This is a genomic window from Paenibacillus sp. NEAU-GSW1 (assembly GCF_009737085.1).
In the GTDB taxonomy this organism is placed as follows: domain Bacteria; phylum Bacillota; class Bacilli; order Paenibacillales; family Paenibacillaceae; genus Pristimantibacillus.
The window spans coordinates 23,257-48,392 of sequence record NZ_WOVL01000010.1 but is presented as its reverse complement, the minus strand read 5'-3'; the positions used below and the strand labels follow the sequence as shown (position 1 = coordinate 48,392).

Below are 25,136 nucleotides of genomic sequence, written 5' to 3'. Positions count from 1 at the left end.
TAGAAGAACAAACGAGGACCTGAGGAGTGATACGGATGCAAGCAAGATTATTGTTGGAAGACGGAACGTTGTTTACGGGACTTTCCTTCGGCGCGGAAACGCAAACGTTGGGTGAGGTCGTTTTTAATACCGGTATTACAGGCTATCAAGAGGTTATTTCCGACCCGTCCTACTGCGGACAAATCGTTACAATGACGTATCCGCTGGTAGGCAACTACGGCATTTCCCGCGACGATTTCGAATCGGTTCGCCCGAACATTCACGGTTTTGTCGTACGCCGCCACGAGCCGGTGCCAAGCAACTGGCGCGCTCAATATTCACTGGGCCAGCTGCTCAAGGAATACAATATTCCAGGCATTAGCGATATCGACACTCGCATGCTGACTCGCATTCTGCGCCAGCATGGCACGATGAAGGGCATTCTGACAACTGGCAACGAGCGTATTGAAGAGCTGACAGAGCGTCTTGGCTCGACGCCGTTGTTCACGGATCAAGTAGCGCGTACATCGACTAAAGACATTTTCTCGAGCCCTGGCAACGGCGAACGCATCGTCCTTGTTGACTTCGGCGCGAAAAGCGGCATTCTGCGCGAGCTTACGCAACGCGGCTGCGACGTCGTTGTTGTGCCTCATGACACAACAGCTGACGAAATCCGCAAGCTTGCTCCGGACGGCATTCAATTGTCCAACGGCCCTGGGGACCCGAAAGACGTTCCTTACGCGGTCAAAATGATTAAAGAATTGCTTGGCGAATATCCGATCTTCGGTATCTGCCTTGGACACCAGCTGTTTGCTCTTGCTTGCGGCGCTGACACGACTCGCCTGAAATTCGGCCATCGCGGCGGCAACCACCCGGTTAAAGAGCTGGCGACGAACAAATGCTACATTACTTCGCAAAACCACGGCTACACCGTACTTGAAGATTCGATTAAAAATACGGAACTGTCCGTTACGCATATCAACAACAATGATAAAACGATCGAAGGTCTTAAGCATAACAAGTATCCGGCGTTTACGGTTCAATACCATCCGGAAGCGGCTCCTGGTCCATTTGACTCCAGCTACTTGTTCGATGAGTTCCTTGAAATGATCCGTACGCATAAAAAGAACAACCCGCAGAAACCTCGCCAAGCTGTGCTTGCGGCAACGTTGAAAGGAGAGCTTCAGTATGCCCAAAAATAATGAACTCAAAAAAATTCTCGTAATCGGCTCCGGCCCGATCGTCATCGGACAAGCGGCGGAATTCGATTACGCCGGCACACAAGCTTGCCAAGCGTTGAAGGAAGAAGGCTATGAGGTTATCCTCATCAACAGCAACCCGGCAACGATTATGACCGACACGAATATGGCGGACAAAGTATACATCGAGCCGATTACGCTTGATTTCGTATCGCAAATCATTCGCCAAGAGCGTCCAGACGGCTTGCTGCCGACGCTCGGCGGCCAAACTGGCTTGAACATGGCCGTAGAGCTGGCGCGCGCAGGCGTGCTTGAAGCTGAGAATGTAAAGCTGCTTGGCACTCAGCTGACAGCGATTGAAAAAGCGGAAGACCGCGACTTGTTCCGCGATCTGATGCGCGAGCTTGAGCAGCCGGTACCGGAGAGCGTTATCGTTACAACGGTTGAAGAAGCGGTAGACTTTGCTAACGAAATCGGCTACCCGATCATCGTTCGCCCTGCGTACACGCTTGGCGGCACAGGCGGCGGCATTTGCGGAAGCGAAGAAGAGCTTCGCGAAATCGTAGCATCGGGTATTCGTTACAGCCCAATCAGCCAATGCTTGATCGAGAAATCGATCGCAGGCATGAAAGAAGTCGAGTATGAAGTTATGCGTGATGCGAACGACAACTGTATCGTTGTCTGCAACATGGAAAACTTCGACCCGGTTGGCGTCCACACTGGCGACAGTATCGTTGTAGCGCCATCCCAAACGCTGTCGGACCGCGAGTATCAAATGCTTCGTTCCGCATCGCTTAAAATCATTCGCGCCTTGAACATCGAAGGCGGCTGTAACGTACAGTTCGCGCTGGATCCGCACAGCTTCCAATACTATGTTATCGAGGTTAACCCGCGCGTAAGCCGTTCGTCGGCGCTGGCTTCCAAAGCAACGGGTTACCCGATTGCTAAAATGGCTGCAAAAATCGCGATCGGATACACGCTTGACGAAATCGTTAACCCGGTTACAGGCCAAACCTACGCGATGTTCGAGCCAACGCTTGACTACATCGTATCGAAAATTCCGCGCTGGCCGTTCGACAAGTTCGTTAACGCGAACCGCAAGCTCGGCACGCAGATGAAAGCGACAGGCGAAGTAATGGCAATCGGACGCACGTTCGAAGAGTCGATTCACAAAGCGGTTCGTTCGCTTGAGATCGGCACGCACCGCCTGCACTTGAAAGATGCGGCAGGCCTTGAGGATGAAGTGCTGCGCACTCGCCTTGCGAAGCCGGACGACGAGCGGATGTTCCTCGTAGCGGAAGCGTTCCGCCGCGGCTACAAGCTGCAAGAAATTCAAGACATTACGAAGATCGACTGGTGGTTCCTTGACCGCATCGAATCGATCGTTCAATTCGAAGACCGTATTCGCCGCGAAGTCGCGTTGTCGCGCGAAACGCTTTATGAAGCGAAACGCAAAGGCTTCTCCGACCGTTCGATTGCGGAAATCCGCAGCGAAGGGTTCCCGAACGGCAGCCACACGAACGAGCATGACATTCGCGCGTTCCGTAAAGAGCTTAGCATTACACCTGTATACAAAATGGTAGATACTTGCGCAGCCGAGTTCGAAGCGACTACGCCGTACTACTACTCGACATATGAGGTTGAAAACGAAGTAACGGAATCGAGCAAAGAGAAAGTGCTTGTGCTTGGTTCCGGTCCGATCCGTATCGGCCAAGGCATCGAGTTCGACTACTCCACTGTCCATGCGGTTTGGGCGATCCAAAACGCCGGCTATGAAGCGGTTATCATTAACAATAACCCGGAAACCGTATCGACGGACTTCAGCACATCCGACCGTCTGTACTTCGAGCCGCTCTTCTTCGAAGACGTTATGAACGTAATCGAGCAAGAGAAGCCAATCGGCGTTATCGTTCAATTCGGCGGTCAAACGGCAATCAACCTTGCTGCGCCATTGACGAAAGCGGGCATTCGCATCCTCGGTTCCGATCTGGAGTCGATCGACACAGCGGAAGACCGCAAAAAATTCGAAGCTTTGCTTCGCAAGCTGAACATCGCGCAGCCTGAAGGCAGCACGGTAACTTCGGTTGACCAAGCGGTAGAAACAGCGCAAAAACTCGGCTACCCGGTACTGGTTCGTCCTTCGTACGTCCTTGGCGGACGCGCGATGGAAATCGTCTACTCCGATGAAGAGCTTCTGAGCTACATGGAAGTCGCGGTTAAAATCAATCCGGAGCATCCGGTTCTGATCGACCGTTACATGCTCGGCAAAGAAGCTGAAGTGGACGCAATCTGCGACGGCGAAACGGTATTGATTCCGGGCATTATGGAACATATCGAGCGCGCAGGCGTTCACTCCGGCGACTCGATCGCGGTATATCCGCCGCAATCGCTCTCCGATGATATCAAATCGCAAATCATCGACATTACGGTGAAAATTGCGAAAGAATTGAAAGTAATCGGCCTGGTTAACATCCAATTCGTTATCCATAACGAACAAGTATATGTAATCGAAGTTAACCCGCGTTCGTCCCGTACGGTACCGTTCTTGAGCAAAGTAACGAACCTGCCGATGGCGAACCTGGCGACGAAATCGATCCTTGGCACGAAGCTTGCCGATCTCGGCTATGTGGACGGCTTGTGGCCGGAAGACAGCTATGTATCGGTTAAAGTGCCGGTATTCTCCTTCGCTAAGCTGCGCCGCGTCGACCCGACGCTGACGCCGGAAATGAAATCGACCGGCGAGGTTATGGGCCGCGACGAGCAATACGCAAAAGCGCTGTACAAAGGTCTCATCGGCGCAGGCATGAAAATTCCGATGACGGGCGCGATTATCGCAACTGTAGCGGATAAAGATAAAGAAGAAGCGACTGAACTGCTTCGCGGCTTCTATGATCTGGGCTACAAAATCATCGCGACTGGCGGCACTGCCGACACGCTTGAAGCTGCTGGACTGCGCGTACGCCGCGTGAACAAGCTGAGCGAAGGCACGCCTAACATTCTCGACCTAATTCGCGAAGGCGAAGCGCATTTCGTAGTCAACACGCTGACGAAAGGCAAAACGCCTGAGCGCGACGGCTTCCGTATTCGCCGCGAAGCGGTAGAGAACGGCGTCGTATGTATGACCTCTCTGGATACGGTTCGCGCTCTGCTTCGGATGCTTGAGACGATTAACTTCTCCTCCCGTCCAATGCCAGTACTGCAACCAAAATAATAGCAAGCGAAAGCACGGCCAGCGCCAGCGCTTCGCGGTCTGGGGCAGACAAGCTCCGGACCGCGAGGCCGGCGGATGGCCGTTTATTTCGGGCAAAATGAGTAAAAAAAACAGAAGGGCAGGAGAAATGAATGGTTTTGACGCGTGAGCAAGCGGCAGGCAAAGTGATGGTTGCGCTCGATTACGCCGATGCGGCAAGTGCGCAGCGGCTGCTCGAAGAGCTGCAAGGGATTCCTTGCTACATGAAAGTAGGCATGCAGTTGTTTTATGCGGCGGGTCCGGCATTTGTCGAGCTGCTCAAATCCAAAGGCTACAAAGTGTTTCTCGATGTTAAAATGCATGACATTCCGAACACGGTTAAAGGCGGTTCGAACAGTGTAACCAAGCTTGGCGTTGACATGTTCAACGTTCATGCTGCCGGAGGAGCTGCGATGATGGAGGCGGCTCTGGAAGGCGTCGATGCTGCATTGTCCGCTGGACAGTCCAAGCCGACTGTAATCGCCGTAACACAATTGACGAGCACGAGCCAAGCGACGTTAAACGACGAGATCGGTATAGCAGGTACAGTGGAAGAGGCGGTTATCCGCTACGCCCGCCTGGCTAAGGGAGCAGGTTTGGACGGCGTCGTTGCATCCCCGATGGAGGTTGGATCGATTAAAGCTGCTTGCGGCGCGGAGTTCCAGACGGTAACGCCGGGAATTCGCCCTGCAGGCGCCGCTTTAAACGACCAATCGCGTATTATGACGCCGGGAGAGGCATTGCGTCAAGGCACCGACTATATGGTTATCGGCCGTCCGATTACGGCAGCTGCCAATCCGCGCGAAGCGCTGGAAAATATACTTAAGGAGCTGGTATAAGATGAGTGAAGTGACATTGACTAACCTGCCTGCGCAAATCGCGGCAAAATTGCTGGAAATCGAAGCGGTGGCGCTTCGTCCGAACGATCCGTTCACTTGGACGTCAGGCATTAAATCGCCGATCTATTGCGACAATCGACTGACGATGTCTTACCCGGCAATCCGCGACCTCGTTGCAGAAGGCTTTGCAACTGTTATTCGCGAACGCTATCCGGATGCGGAAGTCATTGCCGGAACTTCGACTGCGGGCATTCCTCATGCTGCATGGGTATCGCAAAAGCTGAATCTGCCGATGGTTTACATCCGCGATAAAGCGAAAGGCCACGGCAAGCAAAACCAAATCGAAGGCCGAATTGCTCCTGGTCAAAAGGTTGTCGTCATCGAGGACTTGATCTCGACAGGCGGCAGCTCGCTGAAGGCTGGACTTGCCGTACGCGAAGCCGGTGCGGAGGTGCTGGCTGTGCTCGCGATCTTCACATATCAGTTCGAATCGGCAGCGGCTGCTTTTGCAGCGGAGAACATGCCGCTTGAGACACTGTCCAATTACAGCGCGCTGATCGAAGAAGCGTTGAAGGCCGGAAAAGTGGAACAAGGCGACGTAGAACTGCTGCAATCGTGGCGCCAAGACCCGCAATCGTTTGGCAAATAAGATAGTGGCATCTATCCTCGAAGCAAGTCATCGGTTCATGATGACTTGCTTTTTATTATGTTATGCAACAGGATTCGACACTATTTTATTCAAATTGTATACAACCTTTGTGTCAAATTCGGGTTAATATGCCGATATGGTAGTAAGTATAGTTGTTGTTTTATACCGAGATGAACAAAGGGGCGTATGACAGATGAGATTTAACTTAAGATGGAGATTGGCATTAATCGGGGTGCTGCCGCTTTTCTTCTATATTTTTTCCGGTTCTTATTTGCTGACGGAATTAAAGAATACGAATGATACGATGCAGGACGAAGTATACGGCGTATCCACTCGATCGATTTCACTTATATTGAATGCGGATCGAGACTTGTATCAAGCGTTCTCAGCCTATCAATATTTGGCGCTTGGCAAGCTCGATGATGAAGGAAAAGGGAAATGGAGCAAATCGCTTGATGAGAATTTGAAGGATTCTGCAAGGCGCGTTCAGGAAACGATTGCAATTCTAGAGCAGAATGAGCTGCTCGAGCTGACCGATGAGAACGGACAGACGGTTGCACAGCTGTCGGATGCCTTTAACAAAGAGTTCAGCGCATGGTCGCAAACGGTAATTGATGCGGTTCAATCCGGACAAGCGGCATCGAAGGATACGGAAATCAGCGAACAGTTCAATCATGTTCGAGGCTACCTTGACGTCATTGGCAATACTCTCGACGTTTATGCCGATCAACAAATTGAAACGAGCAGCGATAAGTTCGAGATCACGAAATTCAGCAATATGCTCGGCATGGCTTTAGTCATCTTGCTGTTAATTGCGCTTATTTATTTCTCGATTCGATCCATTATGAGAACAGTTAGAGCGGTTATGGTCAAGATGAAAAAGGTGGCGGATGGCGACTTGACTGCTGAGCGCAGCATGAAGTACGGCAACGATGAGCTTGGCGATATTTTACGCTCGGTCGACGATATGATGGATGTATTGAAGCGATTGATCTCTTCGATTGCATTAAACGCGAAAAATGTCGGGAACTCGACTTCGCAGCTTAACATCATTTCGCAAGAATCTTCCGCTGCGTCGCAGCATGTCGCTACGAATATCCAGGAAGTAACGAACGGAACGGAAGTGCAAGCGCGAAGCGCGGAAGAGACGGCCAAAGCCATTGAAGAGATGACGATCGGCATACAGCGCCTTGCGGAAAATACGACGGCCTCGGCGGAGCAATCGTTATCGACTTCGGAAGAAGCGGGACAAGGCCAGCAAGCGCTTGAGCGGCTTGTCGGTCAGATGAACCAAGTGAAGGAAGTTATCGGAGAGCTTTCTTCGGTCATTGAAACGTTGGAGAAACGCTCGCAGCAAATCGGTTCGATTGCGGAGAACATTACTGCTTTTGCGAACCAGACGAATATTTTGTCATTGAACGCTTCGATCGAAGCGGCCAGAGCAGGAGAGCAAGGCCGCGGCTTTGCTGTCGTCGCTGGAGAAATCCGCAAATTGGCAGCTAGCTCGCTTGAATCGGCAGACGGCATTCATCAGCTGGTCGCTGAGACGAGGAGTGAAATTTCAGGCGCATCGGGCTTCATGGCACGGACGCTGGAAGAAGTTCACGAAGGCTACAACCGGGTGGAAGAGCTGCAGCAAAGCCTGTCTGTTATCGTAGCGGCAATTGACAGCATGACGGATCAGCTGCAGGAAAACTCGGCAATTACAGAGCAAATGTCGGCTAGTTCGGAACAGGTTAACGCGTCGATGGAGCAATCGGCTTCCTCTGCTGCCGCTAATCTTGAACGTACGGAAAGCGTAGCTGCCGCGACGGAGGAGCAGCTGGCGCTTATGGACAGCATCGCTTCTGCTGCAAGCCAATTGGACGGCGTCGTTGGCGATTTGAACCGCGCGGTCAACTATTTTAAGTTAAAGAAATAAGACGAGAAAAGACTCGGTTTTGTTATCCATCATTTGGGATTGATAACGGACCGGGTCTTTTTCGTTTTTTAAAATCGGAATGAAGAAGAAATTGCAAAAAGGTGTAACCTTTTCAACGATAGAAGCGTCTATCGATTTAGATGAGAATTATGAAAAGGCGCAAGGGGGGAGAAATACGGTCGATGGCATTTTTAGGTCGAAACAAAGAACAAATTGCTGAGCACGACGCTGAGCCGCTACATAACGGCAAGCTGCTCTCGGTCATAAATGTTGAACGCGAGTTTCAAGTTGGAGGCTCGTCCCTCAAAGTGTTGAAGGGCTTGAATATGGAGCTGAAACCGAAGCAGCTTGTCATGCTGAAAGGCCGATCCGGCTCAGGCAAAACGACGCTGCTGAACTGCTTGGGAGGGCTGGATACGCCGACGCGAGGGGAAATATGGTTTGGCGGCAGGCGATTCGACGAAATGAGCGACGATAAGCGAACGCTGGTCAGGCGCAAGGAAATGGGCTTTATTTTTCAGGCGTTTGCGTTAATGCCGCTGCTGTCGGCTTGGGAGAATGTTGAGCTATCGCTGCGGATGGCCGGAACATCTCGTTCATTGTGGAAGGAGCGCGTTGCGCATTGTTTGGAGCTAGTAGGATTGGAGAAACGGATGCACCATCGCCCCTTTGAGCTTTCAGGGGGGGAGCAGCAGCGGGTCGCGATCGCGAAGGCGATTGCTCATCAGCCGATTTTGCTGCTTGCGGACGAACCTACGGCCGAGCTCGACTCCAATATGTCGGCGCAAATTATGGCAGTCTTTCAAAATATTATTCGCACTGAACAAGTTTCTATTTGTATGACTACACACGATCCTACAATTTTGGAGGTTGCTGATCATGTCTATGAAATGGTGGACGGGAAATTTATATAAACGGACGGCGGTCGTGATGCTCACGGCTTCGATTGCCCTGACGAGCGGTTGCTCGCTCTTGCCGGACGAGAAGGAAGAGGAGGTGCTGCCTTCAATCGCGCCGCCGCAAATCGCGAAAAAACCGGAATACGAAGTGACGACGGCGACGCTGGAAACGAAGGTGCAAGTGGTTGGCAAGCTGATCTCGATGCAGGAGGAGACGCTGTACTTTACGCTAGGCGATAAGCATTTGAAAGAATTAAATGTGAAAGCCGGCGATAAGGTAGAAGCCGGTCAGGTCATCGGGGAGCTCGACGTCGATCTGCTTGAACGGGATTTGCGAAATAAGCGTCTTGCGTTCAAACGCGAAGAGCGGACAATGAAAGACGCGCTCCGGATGAAGGACGAGATGGATCCGATTGAGTTTGAGGAGAAAACGATTAATTTCGAACAGAAACAGCAGGAACTGGCCGATTTGGAGGCAGAGATCGGCAAGGCGACGCTCGTCGCTCCGTTTGGCGGCACTGTCGTTCAGCTGAATGTGAAGAAGGGCGACTTGATTAAAGCCTATGATCCGATTGTCGTCATCGCAGATACGAGCAAGATGACGCCAGCCGCCAAGCTCTCGAAGGATGATTTGGCCAAAATCGCCGTAGGGATGCCGGTCGTGGTGGACATTAACAGTGCCGGCCAATTCAAGGGGACGGTAAAAGTGCTGCCGCTGCCAAGCAATGATCAGCAGAACGGCGGCGGAGGAACGAACGGCGAGCCTGAGCAGGAGCGGCCGGAAGATTTCATGCTGGTCGATATTAAAGATTTGCCTAAAGGGATAAACCGAGGAACGCCGCTTTCGATTAACGTTATTACGAAAAGGAAGGAAAACGTTGTCGTTATACCGCCATCTGCGCTTCGCAATTTAGGTTCCCGCACTTATGTTCAAGTTGTCGATGCGGACGGAAAACGCGAAGTTGACGTTGAGGTCGGGCAGCAGACGGCTACGCAAGTTGAGATTATTTCAGGGCTGGAACCGGGACAGAAAGTCGTAGGTCGATAGCTTATGGGAATACCTTTATTCCGGTTTCTGTTTCGTAAGATGTGGAATACGCGCTGGCTGACGCTCAGCACGCTGGCAGGGCTTATGCTTGCAGTCGCTTTTGCAACGAGCATTCCGATGTATGCGGACGGCGCCTTAAAGCGGGTCGTTGCCGAGTCGCTGCAGCAGAAGAGTACAGGGCTGCCGGCAGGCTCGCTGCTGATGCGATACCAGTCGCCAGGCGGCAAGACTGATCTGCCTTCTTTAACTAACGTTGCCCAATTTATTAAGGAAGATGTGCCTGAAAAAATCGGTTTTCCATATACGACCGCAGTTCGAAGCTATTCGATCCGCAGTGCTGACGTCGTTCCAGAGGACTCGGAGAAAGTAGACGCCAGCCGCAGCAGGCAGCTTACGATCATGTCGATTTCCGGATTGATGGATAAATCAGAGCTGACGCAAGGCCGCTGGTTTGTCGATGCGCCGGGAGACGGCGAGCTGATTGAGACGGTTATGCTTGAGGAGGCGATGTATCGTAACGATCTGCATATCGGCGATATTCTCGAATATCCGATATATGGCGGATTGGATCTGACGCTCCGGGTTAAAATCGTCGGCGCGATCAAACCGCTGAACGATACCGATCCTTTCTGGTATCAAGGAATCGAGAGCTTGATGAACACTTTCCAGATCAGCGAACAGGCGTTCACGAAGACGCTGCTCGAGAAATCGGGCATTCCGCTCCATAATGCGAGCTGGTACTACGCTTTCGATTTGGCAGAAGTGAAGACGAGCCAATTGTCTCCGCTGGGTCGAACGCTTGAACGGCTTAATGTTGATCTTTATCAGCGATTAAAAGAGACGAGAGTGGAAATTTCGTTCGCCGATACGCTTTCGGAATTTAAAAAGCAAAGCTTGCAGCTGCAGACGCTGCTGTTCACGCTCGCCGCTCCGATGATCGCGATGGTATTCTATTTCATTGCGATGAACGCTCGGCAATCGCTCGATAAGCAGCGAAGCGACATCGCGGTGCTGCGAAGCCGCGGAGCGGGCACACGCCAAATTATAGGCATCTATACGCTTGAGGGTCTTCTGCTCGGGGGCGTTGCTCTCGTCGGCGGACCGATGCTCGGCTGGTATATGGCGAAGAGCATCGGTTCGGCCAACGGATTTTTGTCCTTTGTCAACCGCAAGTCGATCCCCGTCGGCTTCTCGACGGAAGCGATCATTGCAGGCTGCGCTGCTGTGCTTCTCGCGGTGCTGTCGACAGTTATACCGGCCGTCATTTACGCTCGCTCGTCAATTGTGAGCTACAAGCGGGATTTGGCCCGTTCGGACCGCAGTCCGTTCTGGCAGCGCTGGTTCATTGATGTGCTGCTGCTTGGCGCAGCCGGCTACGGCTGGTACATGTTCAACGAACGACAAATGCTGACGTTCAAGACTGGAATGACGACGGATCAGCTTAATGTGCAGCCGTTTCTGTTTTTTGTTCCGGCGCTTGCGATATTTTCAATTGGGTTATTTTGCTTACGGCTGTTTCCGTGGCTGCTCAAGCTATTCAATTGGCTGGGCCGGAAGTTTTTGCCGGTTCCGCTTTACTTGACGCTGGCGCAGCTGTCGCGTTCATCCAAAGGCTATTATCCGCTTATGATTCTGCTCATTTTGACGCTTGGTTTGGGCGTATACAACGCGTCCGCCGCGCGTACGATTGATTTGAACTCGACGGAGCGGACGCTTTACAAATACGGTTCAGACGTTATTGTGAAAACGGTCTGGTACGGTGAAGCCGAATTGCAGCAGAACGGCGGAAATGGCGGCACTGGAGGTGGCAACGGCGGTGGCTCTGGAGGCGGCGGGAATGGCGGCACTGGAGGCGGCAACGGCGGCGGCCCTGGTGGAGGCAACGGCGGAAATGGCGGCGGCGGCAACGGCGGCGGTCAAACAACGCCAACGCGCATCATCTACAGCGAACCGCCATTCGAACTGTTCCGCAAGCTGGAAGGCGTCGAAGCGGCGGCCCGGGTTCTCCAGACGAAAGGCAACGTGCTCGTTTCGGGCAAATCGATCGGCCAAGGTACGGTCATGGGCATCGACAATGTCGATTTCTCTAAAGCGGCATGGTTCAGAAATGACTTGTTCCCGATTCATCCGTATCATTACTTGAACTATTTAGGCATGTATGAGAATGCGGCCCTTATCCCGTCGAAAGTAGCGGAAAAGTATCAGCTTAAACCGGGAGACAGCATCTCTGTCAGCTTCGCGGAAGGAAAGCTCGATTTCGTTGTTGTCGGCATTATGCCGTATTGGCCGAGTCAATACCCGGATGAATCGCCATTTGTCATTACGAATCTCGACTTTATTTATGACCAATTGCCGGTTACTCCGTATGAAGTATGGCTCAAAATGAAGCCGGATGCCAAAGTCGGCCCGCTAATGGAAGCTCTGCAGAAGCAGGGCATCGAGCTTGCATCGGTTAAAGATGTGCGAACCGAGCTCCTTACGCAATCGAAGCATCCGACGAGAGGCGGCGTATTCGGCATCTTGTCGCTTGGCTTCTTAGTCTCGGTAATCGTAACGTTGACCGGCTATGTGCTCTACTGGTTTTTCAATCTTTCAGGCCGTGTCGTTCAATTCGGCGTTCTCCGTGCAATGGGGCTGTCGCGCAAGCAATTGACAGGGATGCTGCTGCTGGAACAATTGTTTACTGCCGGGCTGTCTATCGGGCTTGGCGTTCTAATAGGCAAAGTAACGAGTTTGCTGTTCCTGCCTTTTCTGCAGACGGCGGAAAATATTGCCGAGACCGTGCCTCCGTTCCGGGTTGTATTCGATTCGAAAGATACGACACAGCTTTATGCGGTCGTTGGCTTCATGATGATAACGGGAGCAATGCTGCTCTTCCTGCATATTCGCAGGCTGCGAGTGCATCATGCGGTCAAAATGGGAGAGGAGCGGTAGCTTGATATGATCGAATGCGAAGGTCTCGTCAAAATTTATAAATCAGACGATCTTGAGGTTGTCGCCCTGCAAGGGCTTAATTTAAAAGTTGAAGACGGAGAGCTGATGGCCATTATCGGCAACAGCGGAAGCGGCAAATCGACGCTTCTTAACATTCTCGGCGGATTGGATCATCCTTCCGCCGGCTCCGTTCAGGTGGGTCCTTGGGATCTGCTGAAAATTAATGATGATGAGCTGGTGCAATACAAACGGGAGACGGTTGGCTTCATTTGGCAAAATAACGCCCGCAATCTGTTGCCGTATTTAACGGCGCTGGAAAACGTGGAAATGCCGATGATGCTGTCCGGCAAAGTGGATCGCGAGTACGCCAAGCAATTGCTCGATTGGGTTGGCTTGAAGGAGCGGATGCACAACAAGCTGCATCAGCTCTCCGGCGGCGAGCAGCAGCGCGTCGCGATTGCCATTTCATTGTCCAACCGGCCTAAACTGCTGTTGGCCGACGAGCCTACCGGCTCGGTCGACACGGCAACGTCCGATAAGATCATGGGCATTTTTCGTAAACTGAATCAAGAAATCGGCATTACGATCGTCATTGTTACCCATGATTTGACGCTAGCCGGCAAAGTCGACCGCGTTGTCGCCATTCGTGACGGCTTAACGAGTACGGAATTCATTAAACGGAATCCGAATATGATTTCGGATGGGGGGGAAGCGCTGGACAATAGCCAGAATCAGGGGTTATCAGGCAAGGGAAAAGGACTTCAAGAGGTTCATGAAGCGTATGTCGTTGTCGATCGTGTCGGCCGATTGCAAGTGCCGAAAGAATATTTGACCGCGTTGGCGATTAAAGACAAGGCAACGATGGAATTTGACGGCGAACGTATTATTATTACGCCGCCGAAATCATTGGGGGGATAACATGAGTAATCGTGCAGGAGTTAAAAAATGGGGTTTTCTGCTAATGACAGTCATGATGGTAGTTGCACTTTTATCAGCGTGCAGCGGCGGCAACTCGGATAACGAAGCGAAAACACGAGTCTTGCGCGTTGGCGTCCTTTACGGCGGCGCCGACAACGAGCCTTATTTCCGCCAGCAATACACCGATATGTATGAGATGATGCACAAGAACATCAAGTTTGAAATTGTAGGCGCCATCGATTACAGCCAACAGCGCTTTGAGACGCCAAACCCGGACGGGACGACAACGCAGCCTGATCCTTACGAGAAAATGAAAGAGATGCTGACCGGTCAAAATCCGGTGGACGTTGTCGTAATCGACTACAATATGCTTCGCCGGATGACGCAAGACAATTTGTTGCAGCAGCTCGATCCGCTCATTCAGCAATCGAAATTTGATTTGGCCGATTACGTTCCAACGGTTATCGATGGCATTAAAGCGGCTGGAGACAACAATATATACGCGTTGACTCCTACTTTTTCCGCTTCAGCACTTTACTATAATAAGAAAATGTTCGCGGATGCGGGCGTTGAACCGCCAACGGACAATATGACTTGGGACGATATTATTAATCTGGCTCGCCGCGTATCGAGCGGTGAAGGAGAGGATCGCAAGTTCGGACTGTCGATCAACCGTTATTCCGGCGATCCCTTCAATGACGCACAAAATTACGGCGCCGCGCTCCAACTGAAAATGTGGGATGATAAAGGCGAGAAGATGCTGGTCAACACTAGCGATTGGGAGTCGGTTTGGACGACGGTCTCTAATCTTTATAAAGAAAAGCTTTCTCCTTCTCAGGAAGATATGAATAAGATTTACGAAGCACAACAAAAGCTGGCTGACGATAGCGGCTATTACAGTCCAATTACCGGCGATCTGTTCTTGAGCGGCAAAGTGGCTATGACGATCGCAGATTACGGCTATATTAACGAAATTACGAACACCATGAACAATGCTTCAAAAATTAAAAATTTCGAACCGTTCGAATGGGATGTCGTAACACCGCCAACGCATTCTTCCAAGCCGAATATCGGCGGCAACATTTTCTTCAGCCAATTGATGGGCATTAATCAGAAGGCTGCGAACGCGGAAGATGCATGGGATTTCATCCAGTTTACAAACAGCAAGGAATGGGCGGAGCTGAAATCCCGCAGCACGTATGAGCTTGTAGCCCGCAAAGAATACTTGAAGCCTAAAAACGGAGCAAGCTACAACATTGATGCGTTCACAACGCTGTTGCCGGTACCCCCGGCAACAACGGATTCGGAAAAGCTCATGCGTGAAAAACCAGGCATCTGGGAAGCGCAGCAGCCTGGATATGAATTGTTCCAGCAAGTTATAAAAGGCGATAAGACGGTGAAAGAGGCGCTTCAAGAGTGGGAAACGAAGGGCAACGCCGTATTGCAGCGGATTAATACGAGTCCGGATGGAAAGGATGGCGGCGGCACAATCGATGTGAAGCCGCTTGATAGCTCGGCCGAAGCGGAAGCCGTTCCTGAAGGCTGATGAATGAATGAACACCCCGTATAAGGCGTTTTAACGCCGCTGTACGGGGTGTTTTATTGTTGAATAGTTTGGGGGGCAGTGCTTATGCGCGAAACAAAAACGACTGGTAGGCGGTCCAGAAACCGTTCTCGGTAGCGTGCAGCAAATGAATCCGATCAATCTTAGTCGTCAGATCCACTTTAGACATTCGCAGGTTGCCATATAGATCATGAAGCTCGTCGGCATTCATTTGTTGTCCGATCGTCACATGCGGCGTGTAAACGTAGTTTTGTTTCTGGATCGCGAGCGGTCCGTTGCAAATGAGTTGATGCAGATGCTTGAACGGAAGAGGATCTTCGAGCGCTAAGTAAAGCACATTATTAACGGGATAGAAGGTAGATACCCGATTGAAGCGGATCGTAAATGGCGTCAGAGTGGCTGTCACCTTGTCGAGATGCGCAACGGTTTCCTGCAATTGCTCCTCCGACAGCTCGCTTTTGTCGCGGACAGTTAAATGCGGCGGAATCGCCGAGTAGCGGGGATCGTGCCGGATGCGCCAGCCGTTCGCGAAATCCTGTACCTCTTTAGACGGGAATGCGGCAATACCGAATTGCATAGCGTTCAGCTCCTTTTTGATTACATTTTGTTCAAGTGGTGATATCGGCATACTTACACGATCGGCACGAGCGAACCGACGGCCAATTAGGAACAGCTTTTTTAATTTGTGTTAATTTTGGGTACTCTAACGACAAGCAATTGGACAAAGCAAAACTTTTTAAGGAGGGCCCTGTATGAAATGGATCTATTGGGTTAGACTTTACGAAACCAAGTTTCAAGCAGGCTGCCTTGTGCGGCGCATGGAGAATGACTGGTGGGTGTACGGTTACGATTGTCCCCGGGAGGTCGAAGTGTTCCGCTCGCGCAAAGGCCGCTATGGTGTCCGCTTTCTTCCCTAATAAAAGTATATGCGAATAAGTGTTGTTCATATTTTTTCCTATGCAGAGAATAAAATGCTTGACTTAGATCTAACGGATGTTGTATATTAATTGATGTCGCCATTAAAGATGTTTGCACAAATGGAAATTTCGCGGGGTGGAGCAGCTCGGTAGCTCGTCGGGCTCATAACCCGAAGGCCGTAGGTTCAAATCCTACCCCCGCAACCAACCTTTCGATTAAGCGTCAACCGACGTATCGTGAGGGCCCTTAGCTCAGTTGGTTAGAGCGGTCGGCTCATAACCGATTGGTCGGGGGTTCGAGTCCCTCAGGGCCCACCATTTGAAACATCCCACATGCCGGGGTGGCGGAACTGGCAGACGCACAGGACTTAAAATCCTGCGGTGGGTGACCACCGTACGGGTTCGATTCCCGTCCTCGGCACCATTACTTACATAAGGGTTTAGCTCTTATCAGTAATTTCGTAAAAAATCAAAAAGTGAAGAGTTTTGCGTACCCGCAAGTGATACTGCTGGACGCACAATCCTTCATACGTGAAATCCTTTTTCGTACTATCTGTACTTCAACTACAGATAAACGCGAAAAAGGATTTTTTGTTTTGGACTATGGTTGAAAAAGAGCACCTTCTCCATCACAGGAGAGGTGCTCTTATCGTATATTCCACTCACCAAAACGATGCAATGACCTTCCAGCTCGTTTTCTTAAACTGCGTGACCTCTGAGCCGATCTTGATGTTGGCTTGTTTCATAATATCCGCTTGGAGCTTCGAATTGATTCCGAAGTCTTCGAAATAATGGATTCCCATATCAACTTCTTTTAATCCATGATGTAAAACTCCGTCGACAATGCTTCTCCATTTTTCTTCTGAAGGATACCATATTAAGTCGTTCGGCAGCTGAACGGTTTTGAAATTATTGAATAGCCCCGGCTTTTGAAAAGAGGCCTTGAACATAACCTTCTTTTCGGATTTCTTCTCCATTTGCATCTCTCCGCTGCCTTTGACCAACTTGGCTTTCGCTTTGACTTCAGCGTTAGTGTTGACGTCAAGTTCATAACCTTCTTCGTGAACAACGAGCAGTTCTCTCGGTTTGAGGTGCATTAATATTTTGATAGCTTCATTTACTTTCTCTTCGAAAGCTAATGTATGATATTTTTCGAAAGGGAAGTAAGCTCGATTATTATGCGGGCTAAGGATATAGAATTTATCGAGCTCCGGTTTGACTGTGCCTTTCCACTCGAGTTCAGAACTTGCGATCGCGTGCGGCACCTCCAAGTAGTCGAAAGCAGCCCATTTTTTGGAGATAGTTTTGATAGCGCCAGCTACACTATCCAATAAAACAGGTCCAATGCCCAGCGGCATCATGCTCGTAATTGGCTTCTTTGAACGCTCGTTATGCCAATCATTCATTGAATCCTTAATCGTGTTATTTTTTGTGATAGCGTTAATGTTATCGAATCTGCCTATGTGGATGATTCTTCTCTCAATTTCAGGAATGGTAATTAATGAATTCATGAGGGCAAATTCCTTTCGACATCGAGTGAATTTGGTTATTATGTCCTATATAATACAGTAATTTTTTCAGCCTGCCTATCCAAAATGCAGGAGATATGTCATTTATTCGCGAAAATATACAGTATCGCAAATGAAATAGACTAAATCTCTCGAATAGGTGAACTCATGCAAAATAATGATTCGATGATTGGTCACATTTCAAAGTCCAATATAGCTTGGATTTTCCAGTGGGTACCCGCAGATTATAATACTTTCGATGATTTTAAAATGGGCAAGAAGACGGAGCTGTGGAGAGCCAATCAGCATTTTAGCAAAATGAAAGCAGGAGATATTGCCTTGCTGTGGAAGGCAGGCAGCGGTACGGAAGAACAAGCTGGGGAAGCTGGTATCTATGGCTTGGCCCGCCTGATGGGCGAGCCTTTTCCAGCGCCCTTATCAGATAAATACGCTAAATATCGTGTGAAATTAGAGTATTTTTTTCTGCTTACAAATCCGATTCTAAAATCAACGCTGGCGGTTCATCCACAATTAAACGAATTATCGCAAAGAATTGTTCGAGGAACAAATTTTCGTGTCACGGAAGAAGAGTGGATAGAGCTTAGGTCAATTATTCTGGGGGAAGAAGCAGTAATACAGCAGGATCGCATACCAGAAAGAAAACTGTTTGAAGGCATGCGTTTCGTACGTGATTCTCAAATGGTTTCCCGAATTAAAGATGCAGTGGATCATAAATGTCAGATCTGCGGTTTGCAGATTAAAACGAAAGGCGATGGGTATTATTCTGAAGGGCATCATATACAGCCTTTAGGCAACGATCACGAAGGTCCAGATGAGGAAGGCAATATAATTATACTATGTCCTAACCACCACCAAGAATTTGATCTTGGCGTAATAGCAATTGAGCCTCTGCGTCAAATTATTGTTCATTGGGATACGAACAATCCTTATCATTCTAAAAATCTTGCATATAGCCGAAAGTTGAAAAAGGAATTTTTGGAGTATCATTATACAACTATATTTATGAGCAAATGATAATCTTAATGAGGATGGGATAAACATGAGTGAAGAGTCCAAGTATGATAAGCACTATTCGGAGGATGGGTTTTGGACAAAGCTTAAGAAGCACGCCATATCTGCGGGACAAAAGGTTGTTTATAGCGGACTGACCTTATACTATGCGCTTGAAAGTCCAAACACCTCGCTAAAAGATAAAGCCATTATTTACGGAGGACTCGGCTATCTGATCCTTCCTGTCGATGCGCTTCCTGATCCGATCCCAGTGGCAGGATACTCCGATGATCTTGGCGTTCTGCTGTTCGCAGCAGCGCGTGTAGCTCTCAGTATTGACGCAGTCGTTAAGCAAAAGGCAAAAGCGAAGCTTGAAGATTTCTTTGGCTCTGGCTCGATCAATCGAATTGAAATCGATGAGGTTGATAAGCAGATCGACGGTGACGAGGATGATGCTGCTCCAAGCGCCAATTAATAAGAAAACGGGCTGCTATGCGTTCGCTACGGAAGATGAATTCCGGCAAAGCGCATAGCAGCCCGTATTTGTTTCTTTGTATTAACGAATGGATGCTCTAGCCGCATGATGAGCCATTTGATGCAGCGCATTGTTCTTTTTATGCCGGCTAATGTATCGTATAATGACAGTTACCTCTGGTCGGCTGAGCTTCAACTCTTGGATCGTCTGCTGAATCTCGTCCCGCAACGTTTGGCAACGGAGATCGGCGAAATAATCCTTGGCCAGAATAAGATCAATAGTGCTGCAATCGGTATAAATGACAGCAATCTTCGGCTGCTGTTGCTGAAGTGCCTGCGCGAGCAGCTCAAGGCTGAAGGCGATCGCTTGCAGCTCGCCGTATATGGAGCCAAAGTCCTCCGTGTTATGAAGCTGCTTGGCAGTCACGCTGATGCTGCGGTTATGGACGAGGCAGCAAGCGACGCCGTATTTATTAAGCGAAGCGAAACCCGCGTAATCGCAATAAAGGCTGATCTGTCCTGTATTGATAATGTTTTGTCTGATGCTGGTTACGGTATAGGCTTGTTTGATGAGTTTGTCTTGATACGTCGTATTCAGTGGAGAAGAAGCCTCCTTCTTAAAGATTGATAATCTCACCAAATCGTATAAAATATTTGTAGTGGAGTCAAGATTCGTCGAATGGTTGAATCAGTTTGTGTCACGAAGGGAGAATGAAATCGGTATGGCGGCAAGCAAATACTATGTTGTATGGGTAGGCAAGAAAAGCGGCATATTCGCCACTTGGAAGGAATGCCAAGAGCAAGTAAACGGATTTCCGGACGCTAAATATAAATCATATGAATCGAAGTCACAGGCGGAGACGGCGTTCAAAGACGGCTGGCAAAAGCATTGGGGAAAAGGCAACGCAAGCGCCGGCAGCAGCGCAAAAACGAAATTCGCCGCAGCGGGAGCCTCTGCGCGCTCAACATCACCGCAACGCAAGGCATCGGCGGCAAGCGTGCCGCGCGCAGCTCTGGAAATCGATTACGACAGCATATCGGTAGACGTTGGCACGCATGGCAATCCAGGGCCTGTTGAATATAAAGGCGTTGATACGCAAACGGGAGATATATTGTTCTATGTTGGACCGATACCGAATGGGACAAACAATTTGGGCGAGTTTATAGCCGTTGTTCATGCGCTGGATTACTTGAAAAAGCAGGGCAGCAGCAAAACGATTTATAGCGACTCGAGAACGGCGCTGGCCTGGATTCGCAACCTGAAAATCGCCTCCACCTTGAAGCGGGACGAGTCGACGAAGAAGATTTGGGCGCTCGCCGATTGGGCGCTCGATTGGCTCCGCACGAACAAGTACGAGAATCAAATCGCAAAGTGGAATACGGAAGAATGGGGCGAGATTAGAGCCGATTTCGGCCGAAAGTAGGGGGAGACTGTCGTGGAGCTTCATAATGATTGGGATGTGCTATTGGGATCGGAAAAGGACAAGCCTTATTTCAAGCAGCTGGAGTCGTTTCTGGACGAAAGATATGCGGCGGCTAACGTATATCCGAAGCGAAGCGAGCTGTTTGCCGCGCTTCAGCTAACTTCCTATGCCGATACGAAAATTGTTATTTTGGGGCAAGATCCTTATCATGGGGAGGGTCAAGCGCAAGGGCTGAGCTTCTCTGTTAAGCCCGGGGTCGCTATCCCGCCTTCCCTTCGCAATATTTATAAAGAGCTTCAGGATGATATCGGATGCCCGATCCCTGAGCATGGTTCCCTCGTTGAATGGGCCAAGCAAGGCGTTTTGCTGTTGAATGCGGTTCTGTCCGTTGAAGATGGAATGCCTAACTCGCATAAACGGAAGGGCTGGGAGCAGTTTACAGACCGGATTATTGCCTTGTTGAACGATAGGGAGAGACCGGTTGTTTTTGTGCTTTGGGGCAAGTATGCGGAGGACAAAGCAGCCGTAATTGACGGGAGCAAGCATCCAATCATCGTATCGGCGCATCCAAGCCCGCTCTCGGCTCGAAGGGGGTTTTTCGGCAGTAAGCCGTTCTCACAAGCGAATGACCTTCTGCGACGGATCGGCAGTGCTGAAATCGATTGGCGTCTATCTGAAGCTGCAGCATTAGAACCGATTTCCTAATAAAAAAGCCTCTCGTTCCGCGGCGAATCGCACTCTGATGGTAGAGGGTGAAATTCACGAGAACGAGAGGTTTTTTTTATCGGATAACGGCGCCGCTTACGGCATCGCTTCCGTCAAAGGATGAAGTTCCGGCGCCGCCCGACGGAATGACAGGTTTAAGGCTGGCATCCACATAGGTGGTTACGGAAACGTCGGTTATAACTTGTGGATACATGCGATCCGGGTCTGGCTGAGTCAGCTCCATTTGGAGTATGGCCTGATTGTCTTGGAATGTGATAGAGGCGATCCGAATGCCGTATCCGGGATGAGGCACTTGCGCGCTGACTGTTACTTTGTTGACCTCTTTATTGACGGCTTCAACGGTTAATTTGTACTCAACCGCCGGGTCCGGCTGAACGACAGGCGTTGCCGTTTTCACAAACTGAATGCTGTCATAGAGCCAAGCGGCTGCATCGCTGCGTGTAATAACCGTTTTTGGATTGAAATTTTGCTGAGCGTCTAGCGCAGCTATTTTCGTGATTAGCAGCTTTTGAATGCTGTCCATATATGCCTTATCAACCTTTGCTTCGTCCTTAATCAGCATGTACATTTCGGCATACGCGAAATCGCCTTTTCGCGAGATCGCTTGGAATAAATGGTGAGCAAATTGCTCGCGAGTCATTTCGTCATTCGCTTTTACAGAGACCGGAATATCGAGACCGCTGTACTGCGCAATAATGAAGGCGCTTGAATACCAGGCGTCGTCCTTTAAATTCGGAAAGTGATCGGTCACTTTCGGCGCTTTAACAAAGCGAATGTGGTCGATATTAAGCTCTAACCCTTTTACAATCATCGAGATGCCCGCCGTATAGGTAAGCTTTCCTTTCGGATTGAACTTGCCTTCGCTTTCGCCGTTTATGACTCCGAGCTTTTGCAGCGCTTCGATCTTGCTCTCATTCGAATCGTCCTTCGTATCGCTAAATGCCCATACGGTTTGGCCAAACGTCAGGATGAACAGCATCGCGATTAATGTTAATAGAAACGGTTTTTTTCTCAAGTCGAGATCACTCCTTAGTGGATTTGCTTCCGTTATTGTACTATGTATGACGGTATAAAAGGACATATGGTTGCAGTCTAGCCAGAAAAAAAGGCAACCAGTCCGTTAAGGTCGGGTTGCCCATTAGTGTGCGCTGTCTTATCCAGTTTTAAGTCAAACTTCAGCCAGCCATTAGCCTATTATTTGCAATGCTTTTTCCAATGTTTTTTCTTCGCAACGACAAGCAGCTTTTCTCCTGGACGGAGAATAATAACTTGCAATTTCTTTTTGCCAAAACCGTATCCCATACTAATCACTCCTCTTCTTGTGATAATCTATTGTATTCGAATCTAGTAGAGTTGATTGGACAATTTGGAATACTATAATCCCAAATCATAGATTGATATAAAAAAAGCCTTTGATCTTGAACGATCAAAGGCAGTTTTGAATGATAGACAGGCGGATTAGTGCAACGTTGCTGACGGAAGCTCAACCGTCGTTCGCGGATATTTGTAATCGTCGCGATAGCAGGTCGTTTCGTTGTCGTAGGACGATTGCGAAAGGCGATGGGATATTTCGAAGATCGGCAATGTTGGATTGACATGCAGGGCGGAATCATAGAACGAGCATCTATGGAAATCAAAATTTAAATTTGAAATGATAATGACGCAATTGGTAAATGTGCAGCCGATAAAATGGAATCCGTCAAATGAAATCGTTTCGTTCATAAAATGTTCGTTCTCTATTACTTTCAAAATTTTCACTCTCCTATACTTTGTTGAAGCAGCATGGAGATCATTGTAACAGATCGATTTCACGATGAATGTCATAATTTGAACGATTCATATTATTATTTATCGACATGAATCGCGAACCTTATTGCAGCTTCTGACCGCTTGCTTTTCTCAGCTCGTTGGCCAGTCGGTTGAATTCAGCACGCGCTTCCGCATCGGAAGTCGTGCTGTAGCCGGCGCTTAGAAATTTGATGATTTTATTGGCATCCTCTGCGCTAATAACAGGTTTTGCCGTTGCAGGTGGCTTAATAGCCGCATTCACTAAAGCGACAAATGTGTCTTTGTCCACGCCGCTTCCTGGGCATGTTTTTAACGGGTTCATTTCACGATGAAAAACAATTCGACTGCCGAACAGGCTGACGATCGCTCTCGTTAATCCGACTGCGGTTTCCAATTGCGCGCCATCCAGCTTCTCGACGCCTTTGTCAAAATTGCCGATCATCTCGAACATAAACGGATGAACGCGGTCATCATCGCTGTCATTGTAGCCGGTCGCAGAAGCGGGAGGCACTAAAAGTGGGCGCCCGTCCCAAATATAGCCGTCAGGGTCGATTGTCGCATGCTGCGCAATATCCGTGAACCCGCGCTGCAAATGCGCTCGATACATGGAATGCATGTAATAATCGCCGGGGCGCTCACGGAAATTTGCGATAGTCGGCTTCCATGTTCCATGAACATGCACTTCGTTGAAGCGAACTTGTCCGACGAAAGTTTGTAAATAGGCGATAAATTCGTCGAGCGTATACCGTTTGAAAACTTTACTGATTGTAATCGCCTCCATTCATTTCATTCGTAATGGGCGCATCGTCTGTTTGGAATGGAGTAGGACTTATTGTTTAGGATCAATTTCATTCTAGCATATCGTTCTTTTTGACAAGAGGTGGAAAAGCGGAATCGTAAACAAAAAAAGGTTATTTGCGGCATCAGTCGTTTGAACAGTCGTTCTCCTATATACTTCCTCACCTTGCAGATGAATTCAAAATATGGTTGAATTTCTTTTTTTAAACGGGTCATCCTAACAACCGGAGGCGATAATGATGGAACAACAAAACAGCCAACAAGAACAAGTTGTAGCAGTGCGAAAAAATGGCGATGGCGACATTGTCGATTTGAAGCTGACTTCCGGAAAAATTGTGGATTACAAGACCGCGCAATCGATGGTTAAAAACAATGAAATTCAAAACTTGAATGTTTTCCGGGGAAGAGACGGAGACGAGCATCTCAGATCCAATCCGGACGGACGCAAGGATAACAATCTCGACAATTTGCCGACGTTCGAGTAGGGAATATGGACAAAACAAAAGACCCGATTTGGGTCTTTTTTAATTTAATCATTTTTCAAACATTCCTCTGGAAGCTTGCGCCTCCAAACAAACGGCTGATCGTAGCTTAACGAATCCTCCATCACAAACTTTGCAACATAAGCGCTTACAGTAAATACAATACCAAACAGGCCAATCAACCAGATGGCCAAATGGGCATATTCCGCCGCCAAACGAACGCCCTCCTTTTCGGTATGGTTCTGCTTGCTGCACACATTTCGCCTAAATGCGATTGCTATACATTTATGCGGCGGATAGTAGAACTATTACCGAAGATTGAAAAAAATCCACCAATGAGGTTGACTTCGTTCCCGAATGTTGCTATATTAATATTTGTCGCTAACGTGATCTGATAGCTCAGCTGGGAGAGCACCATCTTGACAGGGTGGGGGTCACAGGTTCGAACCCTGTTCAGATCACCATAATGTAAATGCTAAGAGCCCTTGATATAAGGGCTCTTTTTTGTTTTGTTCATTGGGGCTATGTTTGAGCGGAATCAATCAAGCCTCTTTGCATCCATTATCCGCGCTGTAACAGAACATAGCCGGAAACAGATGTTGTTTTCTTACTCACGACAACAACAAAACCATTCTTTTTAAGGCATTTAAGCGCTGCGAAAAGTAGAGAATTAGGGGCTAGTTTCTTTTCGCACGGACTTGCGCTCCCGATAATACGGGACTCAATAATTTTGCGAGCAGAGCCTGGGTCAAGCGGATTTCTTTGCCAAGTTAATAACACTAGATCTGGCTGCGCGGGAATCGAAACACGAGTCATAGTAATCGCCTTC

Annotated in this window: 23 protein-coding genes and 4 tRNA genes; 20 read left to right on the top strand and 7 right to left on the bottom strand. The window is 49.2% G+C overall.

What is annotated here, in order from left to right; translation table 11 throughout:
- Positions 1-35: 35 nt before the first annotated feature.
- The 10 genes from GOM71_RS09530 (at position 36) to GOM71_RS09485 (ending at position 15,161) form a co-directional block, all read left to right on the top strand.
- A complete protein-coding gene (locus GOM71_RS09530; protein WP_156280322.1) occupies positions 36-1,181 on the top strand; it encodes a carbamoyl phosphate synthase small subunit in 1,146 nt (381 codons plus the stop codon).
- Complete coding sequence (carB, locus tag GOM71_RS09525) at positions 1,168-4,389, top strand: carbamoyl-phosphate synthase large subunit (protein WP_156280319.1); 3,222 nt, start codon at positions 1,168-1,170, stop codon at positions 4,387-4,389. The genes GOM71_RS09530 and carB overlap by 14 nt, the downstream gene beginning before the upstream one ends.
- Positions 4,390-4,520: 131 nt before the next feature.
- The gene (gene pyrF / locus GOM71_RS09520) at positions 4,521-5,246 is read left to right on the top strand and encodes an orotidine-5'-phosphate decarboxylase (RefSeq protein WP_156280316.1); all 726 of its coding nucleotides are present in this window, start codon (positions 4,521-4,523) and stop codon (positions 5,244-5,246) included.
- Between the two features lies 1 nt (position 5,247).
- Positions 5,248-5,895: an orotate phosphoribosyltransferase gene (gene pyrE, locus GOM71_RS09515; protein WP_156280314.1), complete on the top strand. Its 648-nt coding sequence runs from the start codon at positions 5,248-5,250 to the stop codon at positions 5,893-5,895.
- A gap of 193 nt (positions 5,896-6,088) precedes the next feature.
- A complete protein-coding gene (locus tag GOM71_RS09510) occupies positions 6,089-7,816 on the top strand; it encodes a methyl-accepting chemotaxis protein (protein ID WP_156280312.1) in 1,728 nt (575 codons plus the stop codon).
- 182 nt (positions 7,817-7,998) lie between these two features.
- Positions 7,999-8,730, top strand: a complete 732-nt coding sequence (locus GOM71_RS09505; RefSeq protein ID WP_156280310.1) for an ABC transporter ATP-binding protein — start codon at positions 7,999-8,001, stop codon at positions 8,728-8,730.
- Positions 8,696-9,763, top strand: a complete 1,068-nt coding sequence (locus tag GOM71_RS09500; protein WP_156280305.1) for an efflux RND transporter periplasmic adaptor subunit — start codon at positions 8,696-8,698, stop codon at positions 9,761-9,763. Before GOM71_RS09505 ends, GOM71_RS09500 begins: the two co-directional genes overlap by 35 nt.
- Positions 9,764-9,766: 3 nt before the next feature.
- Positions 9,767-12,697, top strand: coding sequence for an ABC transporter permease (locus GOM71_RS09495; RefSeq protein ID WP_156280303.1), 2,931 nt, complete (start codon positions 9,767-9,769; stop codon positions 12,695-12,697).
- A gap of 6 nt (positions 12,698-12,703) precedes the next feature.
- A complete protein-coding gene (locus tag GOM71_RS09490; protein ID WP_156280301.1) occupies positions 12,704-13,615 on the top strand; it encodes an ABC transporter ATP-binding protein in 912 nt (303 codons plus the stop codon).
- Position 13,616: 1 nt separating this feature from the next.
- Complete coding sequence (locus GOM71_RS09485; protein WP_156280296.1) at positions 13,617-15,161, top strand: ABC transporter substrate-binding protein; 1,545 nt, start codon at positions 13,617-13,619, stop codon at positions 15,159-15,161.
- A gap of 82 nt (positions 15,162-15,243) precedes the next feature.
- Here GOM71_RS09485 and GOM71_RS09480 read toward each other — a convergent pair whose 3' ends face one another.
- Positions 15,244-15,756 carry a 2'-5' RNA ligase family protein gene (locus GOM71_RS09480; protein ID WP_156280292.1) on the bottom strand — a complete coding sequence of 171 codons (513 nt, stop codon included), beginning with the start codon at positions 15,754-15,756 and terminating at the stop codon, positions 15,244-15,246.
- 175 nt (positions 15,757-15,931) lie between these two features.
- On the opposite strand from GOM71_RS09480, the gene GOM71_RS23865 reads away from it, so the two are divergent.
- The 4 genes from GOM71_RS23865 to GOM71_RS09465 all read left to right on the top strand — a co-directional run bounded on the left by GOM71_RS23865 (position 15,932) and on the right by GOM71_RS09465 (position 16,520).
- Positions 15,932-16,096 (top strand): hypothetical protein, encoded by a 165-nt coding sequence (locus GOM71_RS23865; protein ID WP_173275449.1) that lies wholly within the window; start codon positions 15,932-15,934, stop codon positions 16,094-16,096.
- Positions 16,097-16,226: 130 nt separating this feature from the next.
- Positions 16,227-16,303: transfer RNA gene (locus GOM71_RS09475), tRNA-Met, on the top strand.
- 34 nt (positions 16,304-16,337) lie between these two features.
- Positions 16,338-16,414 (top strand) — tRNA-Ile (locus tag GOM71_RS09470).
- A gap of 17 nt (positions 16,415-16,431) precedes the next feature.
- A tRNA-Leu gene (locus GOM71_RS09465) sits at positions 16,432-16,520 on the top strand.
- A 238-nt stretch (positions 16,521-16,758) separates the two neighbouring features.
- Here the strand turns inward: GOM71_RS09465 and GOM71_RS09460 are convergent.
- Entirely contained in the window at positions 16,759-17,607 is an 849-nt protein-coding gene (locus GOM71_RS09460) for a hypothetical protein (protein WP_156280290.1), read from the bottom strand.
- 165 nt (positions 17,608-17,772) lie between these two features.
- Between GOM71_RS09460 and GOM71_RS09455 the strand changes: the two genes are divergently transcribed.
- Both GOM71_RS09455 and GOM71_RS09450 read left to right on the top strand, forming a co-directional pair.
- Positions 17,773-18,639: an HNH endonuclease gene (locus tag GOM71_RS09455; RefSeq protein ID WP_156280288.1), complete on the top strand. Its 867-nt coding sequence runs from the start codon at positions 17,773-17,775 to the stop codon at positions 18,637-18,639.
- A gap of 25 nt (positions 18,640-18,664) precedes the next feature.
- The gene (locus tag GOM71_RS09450) at positions 18,665-19,090 is read left to right on the top strand and encodes a YkvA family protein (protein WP_156280281.1); all 426 of its coding nucleotides are present in this window, start codon (positions 18,665-18,667) and stop codon (positions 19,088-19,090) included.
- Between the two features lie 81 nt (positions 19,091-19,171).
- Here the strand turns inward: GOM71_RS09450 and GOM71_RS09445 are convergent, their stop codons facing one another.
- Complete coding sequence (locus tag GOM71_RS09445; protein WP_367649530.1) at positions 19,172-19,726, bottom strand: hypothetical protein; 555 nt, start codon at positions 19,724-19,726, stop codon at positions 19,172-19,174.
- Between the two features lie 85 nt (positions 19,727-19,811).
- Here GOM71_RS09445 and rnhA point away from each other — a divergent pair, with 85 nt between their 5' ends.
- Positions 19,812-20,513, top strand: coding sequence for a ribonuclease H (gene rnhA, locus GOM71_RS09440; protein ID WP_156280279.1), 702 nt, complete (start codon positions 19,812-19,814; stop codon positions 20,511-20,513).
- A 12-nt stretch (positions 20,514-20,525) separates the two neighbouring features.
- The gene (locus tag GOM71_RS09435; protein ID WP_367649529.1) at positions 20,526-21,218 is read left to right on the top strand and encodes a uracil-DNA glycosylase; all 693 of its coding nucleotides are present in this window, start codon (positions 20,526-20,528) and stop codon (positions 21,216-21,218) included.
- Positions 21,219-21,294: 76 nt separating this feature from the next.
- Here the strand turns inward: GOM71_RS09435 and GOM71_RS09430 are convergent, their stop codons facing one another.
- From GOM71_RS09430 to GOM71_RS24090, 3 genes are all read right to left on the bottom strand, one after another.
- The gene (locus GOM71_RS09430; RefSeq protein ID WP_253944778.1) at positions 21,295-22,254 is read right to left on the bottom strand and encodes an S-layer homology domain-containing protein; all 960 of its coding nucleotides are present in this window, start codon (positions 22,252-22,254) and stop codon (positions 21,295-21,297) included.
- Between the two features lie 443 nt (positions 22,255-22,697).
- The gene (locus GOM71_RS09425; RefSeq protein WP_156280275.1) at positions 22,698-22,988 is read right to left on the bottom strand and encodes a hypothetical protein; all 291 of its coding nucleotides are present in this window, start codon (positions 22,986-22,988) and stop codon (positions 22,698-22,700) included.
- Positions 22,989-23,109: 121 nt separating this feature from the next.
- Positions 23,110-23,808, bottom strand: coding sequence for a peptidoglycan recognition protein family protein (locus tag GOM71_RS24090; RefSeq protein ID WP_216651742.1), 699 nt, complete (start codon positions 23,806-23,808; stop codon positions 23,110-23,112).
- Positions 23,809-24,061: 253 nt separating this feature from the next.
- Between GOM71_RS24090 and GOM71_RS09415 the strand changes: the two genes are divergently transcribed.
- Positions 24,062-24,310 carry a DUF3892 domain-containing protein gene (locus tag GOM71_RS09415; protein ID WP_253944777.1) on the top strand — a complete coding sequence of 83 codons (249 nt, stop codon included), beginning with the start codon at positions 24,062-24,064 and terminating at the stop codon, positions 24,308-24,310.
- Between the two features lie 44 nt (positions 24,311-24,354).
- On the opposite strand, the gene GOM71_RS23860 is transcribed toward GOM71_RS09415, so the two are convergent.
- Positions 24,355-24,522: a hypothetical protein gene (locus tag GOM71_RS23860; RefSeq protein ID WP_173275446.1), complete on the bottom strand. Its 168-nt coding sequence runs from the start codon at positions 24,520-24,522 to the stop codon at positions 24,355-24,357.
- A gap of 173 nt (positions 24,523-24,695) precedes the next feature.
- Here GOM71_RS23860 and GOM71_RS09410 point away from each other — a divergent pair.
- A tRNA-Val gene (locus tag GOM71_RS09410) sits at positions 24,696-24,771 on the top strand.
- Positions 24,772-25,136: the final 365 nt, after the last annotated feature.